This is a genomic window from Devosia sp. 67-54, assembly GCF_001899075.1.
GTDB lineage: Bacteria > Pseudomonadota > Alphaproteobacteria > Rhizobiales > Devosiaceae > Devosia_A.
Window position 1 is genome coordinate 234,409 of sequence record NZ_MKVA01000011.1, and the last position, 18,434, is coordinate 252,842.

The 18,434-nt window shown below is 66.8% G+C and carries 19 protein-coding genes; 15 read left to right on the forward strand and 4 right to left on the reverse strand.

Features of this window, described 5'->3' with window-relative positions; genetic code table 11:
• The first annotated feature begins 287 nt into the window (after positions 1-287).
• Positions 288-1,625, forward strand: coding sequence for an NAD(P)-dependent oxidoreductase (locus tag BGO82_RS17970; protein ID WP_291306998.1), 1,338 nt, complete (start codon positions 288-290; stop codon positions 1,623-1,625).
• A 27-nt stretch (positions 1,626-1,652) separates the two neighbouring features.
• Here the strand turns inward: BGO82_RS17970 and BGO82_RS17975 are convergent, their stop codons facing one another.
• Together BGO82_RS17975 and BGO82_RS17980 are read right to left on the reverse strand one after the other, a co-directional pair.
• Positions 1,653-1,889 (reverse strand): type II toxin-antitoxin system HicA family toxin, encoded by a 237-nt coding sequence (locus BGO82_RS17975; RefSeq protein ID WP_291306999.1) that lies wholly within the window; start codon positions 1,887-1,889, stop codon positions 1,653-1,655.
• Between the two features lie 3 nt (positions 1,890-1,892).
• On the reverse strand, positions 1,893-2,123 hold the full coding sequence (locus tag BGO82_RS17980; RefSeq protein ID WP_291307000.1) for a type II toxin-antitoxin system HicB family antitoxin: 231 nt from the start codon (positions 2,121-2,123) through the stop codon (positions 1,893-1,895).
• Between the two features lie 78 nt (positions 2,124-2,201).
• Here BGO82_RS17980 and preA point away from each other — a divergent pair, with 78 nt between their 5' ends.
• From preA to BGO82_RS18000, 4 genes are all read left to right on the forward strand, one after another.
• Complete coding sequence (preA, locus tag BGO82_RS17985; RefSeq protein WP_291307001.1) at positions 2,202-3,524, forward strand: NAD-dependent dihydropyrimidine dehydrogenase subunit PreA; 1,323 nt, start codon at positions 2,202-2,204, stop codon at positions 3,522-3,524.
• Between the two features lie 103 nt (positions 3,525-3,627).
• On the forward strand, positions 3,628-4,638 hold the full coding sequence (locus BGO82_RS17990; protein WP_291307002.1) for a GGDEF domain-containing protein: 1,011 nt from the start codon (positions 3,628-3,630) through the stop codon (positions 4,636-4,638).
• Between the two features lie 93 nt (positions 4,639-4,731).
• Positions 4,732-5,100: a DoxX family protein gene (locus tag BGO82_RS17995; RefSeq protein WP_291307003.1), complete on the forward strand. Its 369-nt coding sequence runs from the start codon at positions 4,732-4,734 to the stop codon at positions 5,098-5,100.
• Entirely contained in the window at positions 5,097-5,996 is a 900-nt protein-coding gene (locus BGO82_RS18000) for a DMT family transporter (RefSeq protein WP_291307004.1), read from the forward strand. The genes BGO82_RS17995 and BGO82_RS18000 overlap by 4 nt, the downstream gene beginning before the upstream one ends.
• Positions 5,997-6,030: 34 nt before the next feature.
• On the opposite strand, the gene BGO82_RS18005 is transcribed toward BGO82_RS18000, so the two are convergent.
• Positions 6,031-6,666, reverse strand: coding sequence for a TetR family transcriptional regulator C-terminal domain-containing protein (locus BGO82_RS18005; protein WP_291307005.1), 636 nt, complete (start codon positions 6,664-6,666; stop codon positions 6,031-6,033).
• A gap of 168 nt (positions 6,667-6,834) precedes the next feature.
• On the opposite strand from BGO82_RS18005, the gene BGO82_RS18010 reads away from it, so the two are divergent.
• From BGO82_RS18010 to BGO82_RS18055, 10 genes are all read left to right on the forward strand, one after another.
• Positions 6,835-8,169 carry an aspartate aminotransferase family protein gene (locus BGO82_RS18010; protein ID WP_291307006.1) on the forward strand — a complete coding sequence of 445 codons (1,335 nt, stop codon included), beginning with the start codon at positions 6,835-6,837 and terminating at the stop codon, positions 8,167-8,169.
• 66 nt (positions 8,170-8,235) lie between these two features.
• Positions 8,236-9,732, forward strand: a complete 1,497-nt coding sequence (locus tag BGO82_RS18015) for a CoA-acylating methylmalonate-semialdehyde dehydrogenase (RefSeq protein ID WP_291307007.1) — start codon at positions 8,236-8,238, stop codon at positions 9,730-9,732.
• Between the two features lie 83 nt (positions 9,733-9,815).
• Positions 9,816-10,337: an endonuclease domain-containing protein gene (locus BGO82_RS18020; RefSeq protein ID WP_291307008.1), complete on the forward strand. Its 522-nt coding sequence runs from the start codon at positions 9,816-9,818 to the stop codon at positions 10,335-10,337.
• Positions 10,337-11,587 carry a Zn-dependent hydrolase gene (locus BGO82_RS18025; RefSeq protein ID WP_291307009.1) on the forward strand — a complete coding sequence of 417 codons (1,251 nt, stop codon included), beginning with the start codon at positions 10,337-10,339 and terminating at the stop codon, positions 11,585-11,587. Before BGO82_RS18020 ends, BGO82_RS18025 begins: the two co-directional genes overlap by 1 nt.
• A gap of 160 nt (positions 11,588-11,747) precedes the next feature.
• Positions 11,748-12,185: an endonuclease domain-containing protein gene (locus BGO82_RS18030; RefSeq protein WP_291307010.1), complete on the forward strand. Its 438-nt coding sequence runs from the start codon at positions 11,748-11,750 to the stop codon at positions 12,183-12,185.
• Positions 12,186-12,188: 3 nt separating this feature from the next.
• Complete coding sequence (gene hydA / locus BGO82_RS18035; protein ID WP_291307011.1) at positions 12,189-13,637, forward strand: dihydropyrimidinase; 1,449 nt, start codon at positions 12,189-12,191, stop codon at positions 13,635-13,637.
• A gap of 64 nt (positions 13,638-13,701) precedes the next feature.
• On the forward strand, positions 13,702-14,484 hold the full coding sequence (locus tag BGO82_RS18040; RefSeq protein WP_291307012.1) for an ABC transporter ATP-binding protein: 783 nt from the start codon (positions 13,702-13,704) through the stop codon (positions 14,482-14,484).
• Positions 14,484-15,410: an ABC transporter permease gene (locus BGO82_RS18045; protein WP_291307013.1), complete on the forward strand. Its 927-nt coding sequence runs from the start codon at positions 14,484-14,486 to the stop codon at positions 15,408-15,410. The genes BGO82_RS18040 and BGO82_RS18045 overlap by 1 nt, the downstream gene beginning before the upstream one ends.
• Positions 15,407-16,525 carry an ABC transporter permease gene (locus BGO82_RS18050; protein ID WP_291307014.1) on the forward strand — a complete coding sequence of 373 codons (1,119 nt, stop codon included), beginning with the start codon at positions 15,407-15,409 and terminating at the stop codon, positions 16,523-16,525. Before BGO82_RS18045 ends, BGO82_RS18050 begins: the two co-directional genes overlap by 4 nt.
• 24 nt (positions 16,526-16,549) lie before the next feature.
• Positions 16,550-17,551 (forward strand): ABC transporter substrate-binding protein, encoded by a 1,002-nt coding sequence (locus BGO82_RS18055; protein WP_291307015.1) that lies wholly within the window; start codon positions 16,550-16,552, stop codon positions 17,549-17,551.
• 124 nt (positions 17,552-17,675) lie between these two features.
• On the opposite strand, the gene BGO82_RS18060 is transcribed toward BGO82_RS18055, so the two are convergent.
• Entirely contained in the window at positions 17,676-18,431 is a 756-nt protein-coding gene (locus BGO82_RS18060) for a hypothetical protein (RefSeq protein ID WP_291307016.1), read from the reverse strand.
• Positions 18,432-18,434: the final 3 nt, after the last annotated feature.

Sequence of the window (18,434 nt, forward strand, 5' to 3'; positions counted from 1 at the left end):
GACAATCGGTCGCGATTTCGACTCGATTGTGCTGGCGAAACAATGTGTTTCGGCAGCTCTTTGAAGACGCGTCCAGCGCCCGGCGCGTGGCGATTTTTCCGCTCGAGCCCGTCGCAGCGTCGGAACAGGACACGATCTGGCGCCCTGACGGCCCGCCGCCCCGGCCCGCTCGGCGCCAATATTTGACCAATTGATAAAATTTCCGGCTGTGCTAGCGTTGCCAGTCTGGAACGGTTCCAGCAACCGTTCTTGACCTGTTCGATGTTTGCGCTCTGGAGGAGAGGCGGATGGGCGAGGGGATCCTCAAGGACGGCATTGCGGCGGGGCGGCTGGCCGAGAACCAGTACGTCTCCAATTTCGCCGATCTGCATCCGCCGTTCGTCGAGCACGAGGCCTTCGTCGAGGCCGACCGCTGCTATTTCTGCTACGACGCGCCGTGCCAGACGGCGTGCCCGACGTCGATCGACATCCCGCTCTTCATCCGCGAGATCCTGACCGACAATCCGCTGGGCGCCGCCAGGACCATCTTCGAGCAGAACATCCTGGGCGGCATGTGCGCCCGCGTCTGCCCCACCGAGCAATTGTGCGAAGAGGCCTGCGTGCGCGAGGAGGCCGAGGGCAAGCCGGTCAAGATCGGCATGCTGCAGCGCTACGCCACCGATGTCGCCATGGCCGAGGGCGCGCAGTTCTTCAGCCGCGGCGCCGAGACCGGCAGGCACGTCGCCATCGTCGGCGCCGGTCCGGCGGGCCTCGCCTGCGCGCACCGGCTCAGCATGCACGGCCATACCGTCACCATCTTCGATGCGCGCCCCAAGCCGGGCGGCCTCAACGAATACGGAATTGCGTTCTACAAGACCATCGACGGCTTTGCCCAGCGCGAGGTGGACTACGTCACCGCCATCGGCGGCATCACCATCGAGACCGGCAAGGCGCTGGGCCAGGACTTCAGCCTGGCCGAGCTCGCCGGCAGATACGATGCGGTGTTCCTCGGCATCGGGCTGGGCGGCGTCAACGCGCTGCGCGCCGAGGGCGAGGACGCCGAAGGCGTCGACAATGCCGTCGATTTCATCGCCACGCTGCGCCAGGCCTCCGACCTCGGTGCGCTGCCCATCGGCCGCCGCGTGGTGGTGATCGGCGGCGGCATGACCGCGATCGATGCCGCGGTGCAGTCGAAGCTCCTGGGCGCCGAGGAAGTGACCATGGTCTATCGCCGCGGTCGCGAGCAGATGGGCGCCTCCGGCTTCGAGCAGGATCTGGCGGCGGCCAAGGGCGTCAACATCCGCAACTGGCTGGCGCCGCGCCGCGTGCTGACCGCCGGCGGCAAGGTCAGCGGCATCGAGCTCGGCTACATGCGCGTGGACGGCGACAGGCTGGTTGCCACCGGCGAGACCGCCACCATCGCCTGCGACCAGGTGTTCAAGGCCATCGGCCAGATGCTCGCCACCGACGGCGAGGGCGTCACCCTCATCGGCGGCAAGATCGAGGTCGACGCCGAGGGCCGCACCTCGATGCCCAAGGTCTGGGCCGGCGGCGATTGCGCCACCGGCGGCGACGACCTCACCGTCACCGCCGTCGCCGAAGGCCGCGACGCCGCCGAAAGCATCAACCGCTATTTGATGGGCTGAGCGGTGAGAACGACAGCTCGTCCGTCCTCAAAGCAAGGCAACGAATTCGTCGATCGTGAAACCGGCCTCGTCCAGGATGCCCAACAGTGTGCCCGCTGGAAGCGACCTGTTCGCGTGTACCGGGACAGAGACCATTCTGCCCGGAGGGCCGGGGTGGATCATGACGTGGTGACTGCCACGTATGTGGCGCAGCGTAAATCCACCGCGCTGCAAGGCTTTGACGGCAGCCTTGCCACTGACGGCCGGAAGCCTTCGGGCATTCACGGCTCAGGCCGCGATCGTCAGCTTGTCGATGCGTGTCTCAATGTCCGGCGGGATTTCGATCCCTTCTTCCCGGTACACGTCAAGGATGGCCTCAATCGCCTCGCGGGCATTCGCCATGGCCTCCTCGTATGTCTCTCCATAAGTCACCACCGGGGGCAGAGCCGGCACGCGGACGGTAAAGCCACCCTCCGGTTCAGGAAGAAGATGAATGGTGTAGCTGTGTTCGGCGCTCATTCTTTCTGGCTCCGCCCGCTTTCAACGACGTCAAACATAGTCCGAACTGCGCGCAACTCCAACTACTAGGAGGATCACATGGCAGACCTTCGCAACGACTTCGTCGGCATCAGATCGCCCAATCCGTTCTGGCTCGCGTCGGCGCCGCCGACCGACAAGGAATACAATGTCGAGCGTGCCTTCCGCGCCGGCTGGGGCGGCGTGGTGTGGAAGACGCTGGGCGAAGCCGGCCCGCCGGTGGTCAACGTCAACGGCCCGCGTTACGGCGCCATCTGGGCCGGCGACCGCCGGTTGATGGGCTTCAACAACATCGAGCTCATCACCGATCGCGACCTGCAGAAAAACCTGCGCGAGATCAAGGCCATCAAGATGCGCTGGCCCGACCGCGCCGTGATCGCCTCGATCATGGTGCCGTGCGAGGAAGAGAGCTGGAAGGCGATTCTACCGCTGGTCGAGGAGACCGGCGCCGACGGCATCGAGCTCAATTTCGGCTGCCCGCACGGCATGAGCGAGCGCGGCATGGGCGCTGCCGTCGGCCAGGTGCCCGAATATGTCGAGATGGTCGTGCGCTGGTGCAAGCAGTATAGCCGCATGCCGGTGATCACCAAGCTCACCCCCAACGTCACCGACATCCGCCGTCCGGCGCGCGCGGCGAAAAGCGGCGGCACCGACGCGGTCAGCCTCATCAACACCATCAACTCGATCACCGCCGTCGACCTCGACGACATGGCGCCGATGCCCACCATCGACGGCAAGGGCACGCATGGCGGCTATTGCGGCCCGGCGGCCAAGCCGATCGCGCTGCACATGGTGGCCGAGATCGCCCGCGACCGCGACACGCTGGGCCTGCCCATCTCGGGCATCGGCGGCATCACCACCTGGCGCGACGCCGCCGAATTCATGGCGCTGGGCGCCGGCAACGTGCAGGTCTGCACCGCGGCCATGGTCTATGGCTTCAAGATCGTCGAGGAGATGATCTCGGGGCTATCCAACTGGATGGACGAGAAAGGCTACAAAACGCTCGACGATTTCGTCGGCAAGGCGTCGCGCAACGTCACCGACTGGCAGTACCTCAACCTCGAATACATCACCAAGGCGCGTATCGATCAGGACCTCTGCATCAAATGCGGGCGCTGCCACATCGCCTGCGAGGACACCTCGCACCAGGCGATCATGAAGGAAAAGGACGGCCGCCGGCATTTCGAGGTGATGGACAATGAGTGCGTGGGCTGCAACCTCTGCGTCAACGTCTGCCCGGTCGAGGACTGCATCACCATGGTCGAATTGCAGCCCGGCATGATCGACGAGCGCACCGGCCGCGTCGTCACCGGCAAATATGCCAACTGGACCACGCATCCTAACAACCCCATGCGCAAGGACGCGATGGAACCGGCCGAATAGGCCGGTAACGCGTCGTTCACCATAGGCGCTGCGGCGCCCGCCGCGTAAACCGCCGACTAAGGGGTCGTCCCTAAGCATTCCCCCCGGGAATGCGAGTGGGACCATGGACACTCTGGACTTGCGGGCGGCCGTGCCGCCCGAAGACAGCAACCGGCAGGTGCTCCGGCGCCTGACGCTGATCCTGCTCGCCGGCCTCGGCTGCACCATCCTGATCGTGCTGCTGCTGATCGTGGCGGCGCTGCGGGCGGTCGACGTCATCGACGCCAATTCCATCGCGCATGAGCGGCTGCAGGTCGAGCGCACCGTTGCCGCCTATGGCGGCGACCTCGATTATGTGACGCTCGACGCGCTGCGCAGCACGCTCGACCTCGACGCACCGCGCCTGACCACGCGCGACGCGCTGCGGCGGGACGAGCTGGCGGTGGCGCTCGGCGGCGACCGCGTCGTCGCCTGGACGCCGCATCTGTTCGGCAGCGACGCCTTCCGCCATCTGGCGCCAACCCGCATTGGGCTCGGCTTCGGTTTCGCGCTGATCGTGGGGCTGGTCGCGCTCTACATCCGTCGTCTCGGCCGGCAGCTCGAGCAGCGCCGGCGGGAAGCGGCGCATCTGGCGCTGACCGACAGCCTCACCGGGCTCGGCAACCGGCTGGCTTTCGAGGCAGCGCTGGCGCAGCGCCTCGCCACGGGCGAAGGCTTCGCGCTGATCCTCGCCGATCTCGACCGCTTCAAGGCCATCAACGACGCGCTCGGCCATGCCGCCGGCGACCTGGTGCTGCAGCACGTGGCGGCCACCCTCCGGCCGGCGGCGCCGGCGGCCGGCGCCATCGATGCGGCGCGGCTGGGCGGCGACGAATTCGCCGTGCTGTGCGCCGTTTCCGCCCTCGAGGACTACCTGGCCGAGCTGCACCGCCGGCTGGCGCAGCCGCTGTCGCTCGAGGGCCACAGCGTCGATATCGGCATCAGCTTCGGCGTCGCCCGGCGCAGCGATTTCGAGGCCTCGCCCGATGCGCTGATGCGTGCCGCCGATGCCGCGCTCTATCGCGCCAAGCGCCGCGGTGGCAACGCCACCGAGCTCGCCGTTCCGGCCCTGCCGCCGCGCCGCTACGCCGCCTGACGCGCGATTATCCTGCGCTCCGGCCGCCTCGGCGGCTTGACCCGGCGGGCCGCATCGGCCATCGATGCGGGCGTTTTTCGGGGGAAACACCACATGAGTCTCGGCGCCGTCCTGGTCATCGTCGGCCGCCTGCTGCTCGGCGGCTATTTCGTGCAGGCCGGCGTGCGCAATGCGCTGAAGTTCGAGCTGCACACCGGCATCCTCGACAAGAAGGGCGTTCCAGCGCCGCGCCTGTCGCTGGCGGTAGCGCTGGCCGTGCAGGTGCTGGGCGGCCTGTCGGTGGCGCTCGGCATCTTCCCCGCCATCGGCGCCATCGGGCTGATCGCCTTCACCATCGCCGCCAATTATCTCTACCACAACTTCACCCGGTTCACCGGCGCCGAGCGGCAGGGCCATCTGAGCTCGGTGCTGACCAATGCCGCCATCGTCGGCGGCTTCCTGCTCGTGATCGCCATCTCGTGAGCCCGCCGGTCGCGCCGCGCGAGCGCTGGCTCGCGCATGCGGCGATGCTGGCGTTCTCGGCGCTGATCGCCGGCTCGTTCACCTCGGGCGCGCTGGCGGTGCCCTACATCCACCCGATCCCGCTCAACGCCATCCGTTTCCTGCTCGCCTCGGCGCTGATGGGCGTGGTGGCGTTCGGCGTCGCGCGCAACCGCTTCGTCGTTCCCGCGGCACCCTGGCGCTTCGGCGTCATGGGCGTGCTGATGGCGGCCTATTTCGTCACCCAGTTCATCGCCCTCGGCATGACGCTGCCGGTCGCCACCAGCGCCGTCTATACGCTGGTGCCGCTGATGACGGCGGTGACCGCCTGGCTCATCGTGCGCCAGCGCTCCGGCCTGGTGGTGCTGCTGAGCCTCGTCATCGCCGCCGCCGGCGCCGTCTGGGTGATCTTTCACGGCGACCTCGCGGCGCTCCTGCGCTTCGATGTCGGCCGCGGCGAGCTGATCTATTTCGTCGGCTGCGTCGCCTACGCGATCTACACGCCGCTGCTGCGCCGCTACAGCCGCGGCGAGCCGTCGCTGGTGCTGAGCTTCTGGACGCTGCTCGCCAGCGCCGTGTGCATCGCCCTCGGCGGCATTCCCGACATCCTCGCCACCGACTGGCTGCATCTGCCGGCGGTGGTGTGGTGGGTGATCCTCTATCTCGCCATCGGCTCCACCGCGATCTGCTTCTTCCTCATCCAGTTCGCCTCGCTGCGCCTGCCCGCCCCCAAGGTCATCGCCTATGGCTATTTGACCCCGGCCTTCGTCATCCTGTTCGAAGCCATCGCCGGCCACGGCCTGCCCAGCCTCAGCATCATCGCCGGTGCCGCCGTGACGGTGCTGGGACTGATCGTCCTGGCGGTGGTCAAGGACTGAGGGGGCCTTTCCGCTGGGCTGCAGGCGTCGTGCCTTATCCCTTCGGCACCAGCCCGTGCATGAACAGGTTTTCGAGATAGCGCGCCGCATCTTCGAAGCGGCCTTCGCCGCCGCGCGCGGGGCCGAGCACGGCCCGCACCTGCACGTCGAAATCGGCATAATGCTGCGTCGTCGCCCAGATCGAAAAGATCAGATGGTAGGGGTCGGTGCGGGTGATCTTGCCCTCGCGCATCCAGCTTTCGATCACCCCGGCCTTGTCGTCGACCAGCGCCTTGAGCTCGCCCGCGAGCACGTCGATGGCGTGCGGCGCGCCCTGCAGCATCTCGTTGGCGAACAGCCGGCTCTCGCGCGGGAAGTCGCGCGCCATTTCGAGCTTGCGCCTTATGTAGCTGCGCAGCTCCGACACCGGGTCGCCCGCGGCGTCGAATTCGCGCAGCGGGTCGAGCCACAGATCGAGCATGTCCTCGAGCAGGCGGCGATGGATCTCTTCCTTGCTCGAGAAATAGTACAGCAGGTTCGGCTTGCTCATCCCCGCCGCCTCGGCGATCTGGTCGATCGTGGCGCCGCGGAAGCCGTGCAGCGAGAACACGTCGAGCGCGGCGTTGAGGATCACATCCTGCTTTTCGCGCTGGATGCGCGTCCGCGGCCGCACCTTGCTCGGCGGGGCCATCAGCGGCAGTCCATCGGGCGTCGTTCGGGGAGCATTTTCACCTTGATCGGCAGCCGCTAAGTGCTAACACTTTTTCCAACTGGTCAAAAATTCCCGTAGCACATCGCCGCGTCAAGCGCCAACAAACTTGACTGTATTGCTCAGGAAATAATCGCGAGGGAGTTGCGCGTGTCCAATCGTCAAAATGTTGCGCCGAACGATCTGAGCGCCTTCTGGATGCCGTTCACCGCCAACCGGCAGTTCAAGAAGGCGCCGCGCATGTTCGTGGGCGCCAGGGACATGTTCTACACCACCTCCGACGGCCGCCAGGTGCTCGACGGCACGGCGGGCCTGTGGTGCGTCAATGCCGGCCATTGCCGCCCCAAGATCGTGCAGGCCATCTCCGAGCAGGCGGCCGAGATGGATTATGCGCCGGCCTTCCAGATGGGCCACCCCAAGGCCTTCGAGCTGGCCAACGCCATCGTCAGCATCGCGCCGGAAGGGCTCAACCACGTCCTCTACACCAATTCCGGCTCGGAATCGGTCGAGACCGCGCTCAAGGTGGCGCTCGCCTATCACCGGGTGAAGGGCGATGGCAGCCGCTTCCGCCTGATCGGCCGCGAGCGCGGCTATCACGGCGTCAATTTCGGCGGCATCTCGGTGGGCGGCATCGTCAGCAACCGCAAGATGTTCGGCACGCTGCTCACCGGCGTCGATCACCTGCCGCACACCCACACGCCAGGAAAGCACCAGTTCACCCGCGGCGAGCGCGAGGAGGGCGGCGAGGCGCTGGCCAACGAGCTCGAGCGCATCGTCACGCTGCACGACGCCTCGACCATCGCCGCGGTGATCGTCGAGCCCGTCGCCGGCTCCACCGGCGTGCTGATCCCGCCCAAGGGCTACCTCAAGAAGCTGCGCGAGATCACCAAAAAGCACGGCATCCTCTTGATCTTCGACGAGGTCATCACCGGCTTCGGCCGCCTCGGCACCCCGTTCGCCGCCGATTATTTCGACGTGCTGCCCGACATGATCGTGTGCGCCAAGGGCCTCACCAACGGCACCATCCCGATGGGCGCCGTGCTCGTGACCTCCGAGATCCACGACGCCTTCATGCAGGGTCCCGAGCACATGATCGAGTTCTTCCACGGCTACACCTATTCGGGCAATCCGGTGGCCGCGGCGGCGGGGCTGGGCACGCTCGAGACCTACAAGGACGAAGGGCTGCTGACGCGCGGCTCCGGCGAGCTGGGCAAATATTGGGAAGACGCGCTGCACTCGCTCAAGGGCCTGCCGCACGTCATCGACATCCGCAATCTCGGCCTCGTCGGCGCCGTCGAGCTCGAGCCGATCGCCGGGGCGCCCACCAAGCGGGCCTTCTCGGCCTTCGTGAAGGCCTTCGAAAGCGGCATCCTGATCCGAACCACCGGCGACATCATCGCGCTGTCGCCGCCGCTGATCGTTGAAAAGACCCACATCGACACGCTGATCGGCAAGCTGGCGGAGATCCTCAAGACGCTTGAATAGCATGGAACGAATGTTCTATTCCGATCCAGATAGAACAATCATTCCAACAAGAGCGGAACCCCATCGATGCAGACCATCCAGAACGCCATCGCCGGCAAGCTGATCCAGAGCGCCAGCACGCGCACCCAGCCGGTCTACAATCCGGCGACCGGCGAAGCGGTGGCGACGCTCCCGCTCTCCACCCTCGACGAGATCAACGCCGCTGTCGCCGCCGCCAAGAAGGCGCTGCCGGCCTGGGCCAGCACCACGCCGATGAAGCGTGCCCGGGTGATGTTCAAGTTCAAGGAGCTGCTCGAAAAGCACGCCGACGAGATCGCCCGCGAGATTTCGCGCGAGCACGGCAAGGTGCACGACGACGCCATGGGCGAGCTGGCCCGCGGCATCGACTGCGTCGATTATGCCTGCGGCATCCCGCAATTGCTCAAGGGCGAGTTCTCGCGCAACGCCGGGCCGGGCATCGACACCTATTCCGACCGCCAGCCGCTGGGCGTGGTCGCCGGCATCACCCCGTTCAACTTCCCCGCCATGGTGCCGATGTGGATGTATCCCATCGCCATCGCCTGCGGGAACACCTTCGTGCTGAAGCCGTCGGAGCGCGACCCGTCCGCCCCGATGCTGGCCTGGCAATTGCTGATGGAGGCCGGCCTGCCCGAGGGCGTGATGAACGTCGTCCACGGCGACAAGGAGGCGGTCGACGCGCTGCTCGACCATCCCGACATCGCCGCGGTGAGCTTCGTCGGCTCGACCCCGATCGCCGAATACGTCTATCGGCGCGGCACGCATGCCGGCAAGCGCGTGCAGGCGCTGGGCGGCGCCAAGAACCACATGATCATCATGCCCGATGCCGACATGGAGCAGGCCGCCGACGCACTGATGGGCGCCGGCTTCGGCTCCGCCGGCGAGCGCTGCATGGCCGTCTCGGTGGCCGTGCCGGTGGGCGACAAGACCGCCGACACCCTCATCGAAAAGCTGAAGCCGCGCGTCGAGGCGCTGCGCATCGGCCCGTCCACCGACAAGGACGCGCAGATGGGGCCGATCGTCTCGAAAGCGCAGCGCGACAAGATCGCCGGCTACATCGACTCCGGCGTCGCCGAGGGCGCCAGGCTGGTCGTCGACGGCCGCGGCTTCAAGCTGCAGGGCTACGAGAATGGCTTCTTCATCGGTGGAACGCTGTTCGACGACGTCAAGCCCAACATGAAGATCTATCGCGAAGAGATCTTCGGGCCGGTGCTGTCGGTGGTGCGCGCGCAATCCTATGGCGATGCGGTCGAGCTGATCCACAACACCGAATACGCCAACGGCACCGCCATCTTCACCCGCGACGGCGACGCCGCCCGCGAGTTCGCCGACCACATCGAAGTCGGCATGGTCGGCATCAACGTGCCGATCCCGGTGCCGGTGGCCTACCACTCCTTCGGCGGCTGGAAGCGCTCGATCTTCGGCGACCACGCCATCTACGGGCCCGAAGGCGTGCACTTCTACACCCGCCTCAAGACCGTCACCACCCGCTGGCCCGCCGGCATCAAAGGCGGCGCCGACTTCAGCTTCCCGAGCCACAAATAACGATGGCGCACGGCCCCTCACCTGCCTCGCTGCCGCTCGGCACCCTCTCCCCAAAGGGGCGAGGGGACCTGGCTGCAGCGTCAATGGGTGGGGTCAACGGGGCTCTCGGCTCCAGCCTCCCCTCGCCCCTTTGGGGAGAGGGTGGCGCGCAGCGCCGGGTGAGGGGCCGTAAGGTCACTGCCGCCGGCGTTGCCAAGGCACGCGCCCTGCGCCAGGTCCCCACCGAGGCCGAAAAGCGCCTGTGGAATCTGTTGCGCAATCGCAGCGTCGCCGGGCTCAAATTCGTACGGCAGGTGCCGATCGATCCGTTCGTCGCCGATTTCGTATGCCGCGAGCGCATGCTTGTCATCGAAGTCGATGGCAGCCAGCATGTCGACGATGAGGCATACGACCGCCGCCGCACGGCCTTCCTCAACGCGCGTGGGTATAGCGTTCTGCGGTTCTGGAACAGCGAGGTCCTCAGGGAACTGGCTGGCGTTCACGAGCTGATCGGCCGCGTCGCCGCGGGCGAGTCTCCAGGGCTCTCACCCGACTGGCGATTCTCGCCAGCCACCCTCTCCCCGGAGGATCGAGGAGATCTGACTGCGACTGCAAGGAAACGATGATGACCTCTCCCGGTGAAAACCTCCGCATTAATCCCGACCGGCTGTGGAATTCCATTCACGAGCTGGCCGAGATCGGGCCGGGGGTGGCCGGGGGCAGCAATCGGCAGACGCTGACCGACGACGACGCCAGGGGCAGAACGCTGTTCAAATCGTGGTGCGAGGGCGCCGGGCTCGGCATGGGCCTCGACCAGATGGGCACCATGTTCGCGCGCCGCGAAGGCACCGACCCGAGCCTCGATCCGGTCTATATCGGCAGCCATCTCGACACGCAGCCGACCGGCGGCCGCTATGACGGCGTGCTCGGCGTGCTGAGCGGCCTCGAAGTCATCCGCACCCTCAACGACCTCGGCATCCGGACGCGCCGGCCGATCGTCGTGGTCAACTGGACCAACGAGGAAGGCGCCCGCTTCGCCCCCGCCATGCTGGCCTCGGGCGTCTTCGCCGGCGTCCACACGCTCGACTACGCCTATGGCCGCAAGGACGGCGAGGGCAAGAGCTTCGGCGACGAGCTCAGGCGCATCGGCTGGGTCGGCGACGAGCCGGTCGGCGCCCGCAGGATGCACGCCTATTTCGAATACCACATCGAGCAGGGGCCCATCCTCGAGGCCGAGCACAAGCAGATCGGCGTGGTCACGCACGGCCAGGGCCTGTGGTGGCTCGAATTCACCCTCACCGGCAAGGAGGCGCATACCGGCTCGACGCCGATGCGCATGCGCGTCAACGCCGGCCTCGCCATGGCCCGCATCCTCGAAATGGTGCAGGAGGTGGCGATGAGCGAGCAGCCCGGCGCCGTCGGCGGCGTCGGCCAGATGCGCTTCTCGCCCAATTCGCGCAACGTGCTGCCCGGCACCGTGGTGTTCACCGTCGACATCCGTTCGCCCGAGCAGAAAAAGCTCGACCGCATGCGGGCGAGGATCGAGGCCGAGGCGCCAAAGATCTGCGCCGCGCTGGGCGTCGGCTGCGCCGTGGAGGCGGTCGGCCATTTCGATCCGGTGACGTTCGACCCGACGCTCGTCGCCCGCGTCCGCGCCGCCGCCGAAAAGCTCGGCTACAGCCACATGGACATCATCTCCGGCGCCGGCCACGATGCCTGCTGGACCAACAAGGTGGCGCCCTCGACCATGATCATGTGCCCCTGCGTCGATGGGCTCAGCCACAACGAAGCCGAAGACATCTCCAAGGACTGGGCCGCCGCCGGCGCCGACGTCCTGTTCCACGCCGTGGTGGAAACGGCGGAGATCGTGGAGTGATGGGTGGCGGGATCGCAAAGGTCCCCTCACCCGGACTTCGCCTTGCGAAGTCTGACCTCTCCCCCAAGGGAGAGGTCAGGGTGCGGCACGATCTTGCCCACGCACCACCTCTCCCTGGGGGGAGAGGTCGCCGCGCAGCGGCGGGTGAGGGGGCCTTTCTGTGAGCATCCTCAAGACCAAATTTGCGGCCGGAGCGGCCAAGCGGTTGCGCGCCAATTCGACCGATGCCGAGCGCAAGCTCTGGTCGCGCCTGCGTGACCGCCGCCTGCTCGGTTTCAAGTTCGTCCGCCAGCAGCCGGTCGGCCCGTTCATTGCCGATTTTGCCTGCCGAGAGGCCGATCTCGTCATCGAGCTGGATGGCAGCCAGCATGCCGAGGACGACGCCGTGCGCTACGATTTGCGTCGCACCGCGGTGCTTGCCGAGCACGGCTACGAAGTGCTTCGCTTCTGGAATACCGACGCCCTTATCCACACCGACGGCGTCCTCGAGGTGATTGTGGCCCATTTGCAGAAGGCCCCCTCACCCGGACTTCGCTTTGCGAAGTCCGACCTCTCCCCCAAGGGAGAGGTGGGGGCGGCGGCGCAGCAGGAGGCATAGCAAATGACCATCATCAAGAACGGCACCATCGTCACCGCCGATCTCACCCACAAGGCCGACATCCGTATCGACAACGGCAAGATTACCGAGATCGGGCCGAATCTTTCCGGCGGCGACGTGCTCGACGCCACGGGCTGCTACGTCATGCCGGGCGGCATCGATCCGCATACGCATCTCGAAATGCCGTTCATGGGCACGTACTCGACCGACGACTTCGAGTCCGGCACGCGTGCGGCGCTCTCGGGCGGCACGACCATGGTGGTCGATTTCTGCCTGCCCAACCCCAACCAGTCGCTGCTCGAAGCGCTGCAGATGTGGGACAACAAGACCAGCAAAGCCTCCTGCGACTACTCGTTCCACATGGCCATCACCTGGTGGGACAAGCAGGTGTGGGAAGAGATGGCGGAGGTGGTGCAGCGCGGCATCACCTCGTTCAAGCATTTCATGGCCTACAAGGGCTCGCTGATGGTGAACGACGACGAGATGTTCGCCTCGTTCCAGCGCTGCGCCGAACTCGGCGCGCTGCCGCTGGTGCACGCCGAGAACGGCGACGTCGTCCTCGCCATGACCGAAAAGCTGCTGGCCGAAGGCAACAACGGCCCCGAGGGCCACGCCTATTCCCGTCCGCCCGAGGTCGAGGGCGAGGCCACCAACCGCGCCATCATGATCGCCGACATGGCTGGAGTGCCGCTCTACGTCGTGCACACCTCGTGCGAGCAGAGCCACGAGGCTATCCGCCGCGCCCGGCAGAAGGGCATGCGCGTCTTCGGCGAGCCGCTGATCCAGCATCTGGTGCTCGACGAGACCGAATATTTCAACAAGGACTGGGACTATGCGGCGCGCCGCGTGATGAGCCCGCCCTTCCGCAACAAGCAGCATCAGGATTCGCTGTGGGCCGGGCTGCAGGCCGGCTCCCTGCAGGCCGTGGCCACCGACCATTGCGCCTTCACCACCGAGCAGAAGCGCGTCGGCCTCGGCAATTTCGCCAAGATCCCCAACGGCACCGGCGGCCTCGAAGACCGCATGCCGCTGCTGTGGACCTACGGCGTCAACACCGGCCGGCTGACGCCGAACGAGTTCGTCGCGGTGACCTCGACCAACATCGCCAAGATCCTCAACCTGTATCCGAAAAAGGGCGCGGTGCTGGTCGGCGCCGATGCAGACCTCGTGGTCTGGGACCCGAACAAGGAAAAGACCATCTCGGCCAAATCGCAGCAATCGATCATCGACTACAACGTGTTCGAGGGCTTCAAGGTCAAGGGCCTGCCGCGCTACACGCTGACCCGCGGCAAGGTGGCGGTGAACGACGGCAAGGTCGAGGCCGAGCAGGGCCACGGCCAGTTCGTCGCCCGCGAGCCCAACAACCCGGTCAACCGCGCGCTCTCCACCTGGAAAGCCATCACCGCTCCGCACAAGATCGAACGCGCGGGCATCCCGGCGACGGGGGTGTGAGTTTGACGCTGGGGGGAGCAACACACGCAGCAGCGTTGGCTTGGCGGTGGGAGGGGCGGCCGCAATGACCGCCGTCGTCTCCGCCAAAAATCTCGGCCTCACATTCCGCACCAATGACGGCGACGTCGTCGCGCTCTCTGACGTCAATCTCGAGGTGCAGCCGGGCGAGTTCGTCTCCTTCATTGGCCCGTCGGGCTGCGGCAAGACCACGTTCCTGCGCGTCATCGCCGATCTCGAACAGCCGACCTCGGGAACCATCAGCGTCAACGGCATGACGCCCGAGGCGGCGCGCAAATCGCGCTCCTATGGCTATGTGTTCCAGGCGCCGGCGCTGTTTCCCTGGCGCACCATCGAAAAGAACGTCGCTCTGCCGCTCGAGATCATGGGCCACTCCGACGCCGAGCGGAAGGCGCGCATCGCCCGCACGCTCGAGCTCGTGAACCTCACCGGCTTCGAGCGCAAATTTCCCTGGCAGCTCTCGGGCGGCATGCAGCAACGCGCCTCCATCGCCCGCGCGCTGGCATTCGACGCCGACCTGCTGCTGATGGACGAGCCGTTCGGCGCCCTCGACGAGATCGTGCGCGACCATCTCAATTCCGAGCTGCTGAAGCTCTTCGCCGCCACCAAAAAGACCATCGCCTTCGTCACCCACTCGATCCCCGAGGCGGTGTATCTCTCCACCAAGATCGTGGTGATGAGCCCGCGCCCCGGCCGGGTCACCGACATCATCGACTCGACGCTGCCGGCCGAACGCCCGCTCGAGATCCGCGAGACCCCGGAATTCCTCGAGATCGCCCACCGCGTGCGCGAAGGCCTGCGCGCCGGACATTCCTACGAGCAGTCGTGATGACGGCGATCAGGGACAGCAAGGTCTTCGCCATTTTCGTGCTGGTGCTCGTCCTGATCGTGGTCTGGTATGTGGGCGCGGTGCTGCTCAATTGGGGCGTGGTCACCGATCGCTTCTCGCGCGACGGCGCCACGCATTCGCTCACCGACATCGTCCTCACCACGCTGAGCTACACCCGCCCGGTGCTGCCGGCGCCGCACCAGGTGGCGGTCGATCTGTGGAACACCACGCTGACGCTGGCGCCCTCCAACAAGCGGAGCCTGCTCTATCACGCCTGGATCACGCTGTCGGCGACGCTGCTCGGCTTCGTCATGGGCACCGTGCTCGGCGTCGTGCTGGCGCTGTTCATCGTGCTCAACCAGGCCGCCAGCCGCTCGCTGATGCCGTGGATCATTGCCAGCCAGACCGTGCCGATCCTGGCGGTGGCGCCGGTGATCGTGGTGCTGACCTACAATGTCCTCACCGGGCAGAACGCGGTGGCGCAGCTGCTGCATCTCGATGCCGACGCGGCGCAGCTCATCAGCAAGGCGGTGATCGCCACCTATCTCAGCTTCTTTCCGGTGGTGGTGGGCATGGTCAAGGGCCTGCGCAGCCCCGAGACCATCCAGCTCGATCTGATGCGCACCTACAACGCCACCACGACGCAGACCGTGTGGCTGCTGCGCTGGCCCACCGCCGTGCCCTTCCTCTTCGCCTCGATGAAGGTGGCGGTCGCCGCCAGCCTCGTCGGCGCCATCGTCGCCGAGCTGCCGACCGGCGCCGTCTCGGGCCTCGGCGCCCGGCTGCTGATCGGCTCGTACAACGGCCAGATGGTGCAGATCTGGTCGGTGCTGCTGCTCTCGGCTATCCTCGCCGGCCTCCTGGTGCTGGCCGTCGGCATCGTCGAGCGCCTGGTGGTCGCCCGCATGGGAGCGCGTCCCGCATGAGCCGGCTCGAGCGCATCCTCGCCATCGCCGCCGCACTCTTTGCCGTGCTCGCCATCGCGCTGCCGCTCGGCATCCGCGGCGATGCCGTGGTGATGAGCTGGACCGGCGTGCTGTCGGTCGCCTGGCCGGTGCTGGTGCTGCTGCTGCTGGCGCTGTTCACGCTGAAGCTGCCGCCGCTCGTCTCCGGCCTGCTCGCGGTCGCCGGCGGCGCCGTGGTGCTGTTCGAGCTGGCCCAGTTCGACAGCGCCGGCTGGGGCTACTGGGCGCTGCTCGCCACCGCCTGGCTCGTCGCCTGGCTGTTCGCCGAACGGCTGTCGGCGCGGCTGGCCTCGGGCGCCGAGCGCCGGCGCTGGCTGGGCATGCTGGTGCCGACCATGTTCGGCCTCGCGGTGCTCGTCGCCTGGGAGGCGGGGACGCGCGGCGGCAACGTGCCCAACGTGCTGCTGCCGGCGCCCTCGGTGATCTGGGCGCGGATCGTCGCCAACCTGCCGATCCTCGCCGCCGATTTCCAGCAGACCTTCCTCAAGGCGGTGCTCGCCGGCTACGCCATCGGCAACGGCGTCGGCCTGCTCGTCGCCATCGCCATCGACCGCTCGCCTTTCCTCAAGCGCGGCCTGTTGCCGATCGGCAGCTTCGTGTCGGCGCTGCCGCTGGTCGGCATCGCCCCGATCATGGTCATGTGGTTCGGCTTCGACTGGCCGTCCAAGGCGGCGGTGGTCGTGCTGATGACGTTCTTTCCGATGCTGGTCAACGCCGTGGCCGGCCTCAACGTCACCGTCGCCATGGAGCGCGATCTGATGCGCTCCTACGCCTCGTCCTACTGGCAGACGCTGTTCAAGCTGCGGCTGCCGGCGGCGGCGCCGTTCATCTTCAACGCCCTCAAGATCAACTCGACTCTGGCCCTGATTGGCGCAATCGTAGCGGAGTTCTTCGGCACCCCGGTGGTGGGCATGGGGTTCCGGATCTCGACCGCGGTCGGCCGCATGGACATCGACCTGGTCTGGGCAGAAATCGCCGTGTCGGCCCTGGCGGGGTCGGTCTTCTACGGCGTCGTCGCGCTCATCGAGCGCGCCGTGACGTTCTGGCATCCGTCGATCCGTGGTGGAACGACGTAAGGGAGCAACAAGAAGGGAACGACCATGAAGACGAACACCATCTTTGCCGCGGTGGCGCTCAGCGCCCTGCTGGCGGGCGCCACCGGGGCCAATGCCGCCGACGCGCTGAAGCTGAAGCTGAAATGGGTGCCGCAGGCGCAGTTCGCCGGCTACTACGTGGCCGCCCAGAAGGGCTACTACAAGGACGCCAACCTCGACGTGACCATCGACGCCGCCTCCACCGACGTCAGCCCGGTGCAGGCGCTGGTCGGCGGCACCGCCGACGTGGTCATCGACTGGGCGGCCGACGCGCTGTCGAGCCGCGAGAAGGGCGTCAACCTCGTCAACATCGCGCAGCCGTTCAAGAAGTCCGGCCTGCTGCTCACCTGCCGCAAGGACATGGGCATCACCGGCACCGCCGACTTCAAGGGCAAGACCCTGGGCGTCTGGTTCGGCGGCAATGAATATCCGTTCTACGCCTTCATGGCCAAGCTCAACCTGCCCACCAATGGCGGCGCCGACGGCGTCACCGTGCTGAAGCAGGGCTTCAACGTCGATCCGCTGCTGCAGAAGCAGGCGGCGTGCGTGTCGACCATGACCTACAACGAATACGGCCAGGTGCTCGATGGCGGCCTGAAGCCCGACGACCTCGTCGTCTTCAACTACCGCGACGAGGGCGTGGGCATGCTCGAGGACGGCCTCTACGTCCTGCAGGACAAGCTGGCCGACGCCAAGTTCAAGGACGTGCTGGTGCGCTTCGTGCGCGCCTCGATGAAGGGCTGGGAAGACGCGGTGAAGAACCCCGACGAAGCCGCCCAGATCGTGGTCGATTCCGACCCCACCGGCGCCGCCACCATCGACCACCAGAAGTACATGATGGGCGAGGTCGCCAAGCTGATCGACCCGGCCTTCAAGGGCGCGCTCGATGCCAACGACTTCAAGCAGACGGTGGCGACGCTGCTCGCCAACAAGAGCGGCGACAACCCGGCCATCACCAAGGAGCCGGATGCCGGCGCCTACACCACCGAGATCACCGACGCCGAATAAGCGCTTCCGGATCGGGCGGCAGTGCGATGCCCGACTGAAACACCGTCGTATCGACTCCATCGCCCCCCTCCCCCTTGCGGGGAGGGGTTGGGGGTGGGGGCCGCAATCCACCGAAAGAGGCGGTTCAGCCCGCCTCTTTCTTTTTGCCCGCCGGCGTGTGCGGCGGGTGCGCCTTGGGCGCCGCCTCGACCACCGTCCCCGGCGTGCCGGCGGCAAAACTCGCGCTCGCCAGTTCGGCCGGGATCGATTTGAGCGGCGCAAGGCGCAGGCTCTCGAGCCGCAATTGCAGCGTCACCGGCTCGCTGTTGGTGCCCGGCGGCCCGGTGCGCGGCACCTCGAAGCGGATCAGCACGATGTTGTTGCCGTTGTCGTCGGTGCCGCCGGCGCGCGCCACCGCCTGCGGCACCAGGAAGCGCCCGAAGATGCCCTTGGACGAGGTGAAGCTCAGCGTGCCGACGCGGCTGCCGTTCACCACCACCTGCACGTCGCGCTCGGGCTTGGAGCTGTCGGTATTGGCCCAGCTCGCAAACGTCAGCAGGAAATCGTCGTCGGGCAGCGGCATCACGATGCGGATGATGCCGTAATCGCCGAACGAGCGGATGCCGGTGTTGCTGGGCGGCATGAACCCGCACCAGCGCACCGTGTCGAGCGAAAAGCCGCTGCGGTCGGGCACGAAGCTGATCGGCTCGCCCAGGGGGTAGTAGCCGGTCGCCACATTGTCGGCGCGCGGAAAGCACGAGGCCGAACGGTCGATATAGTAGGCGCGGTAGTCGTCGCTGACATTGGGCCTCAGCACCATGTACAGCACCACGAGGTCGAACAGCGCGATCAGCGCCACGACCGCAAGGTGCCAGAGCCGGGGCTGGTAGGTGGGCAGCATGCG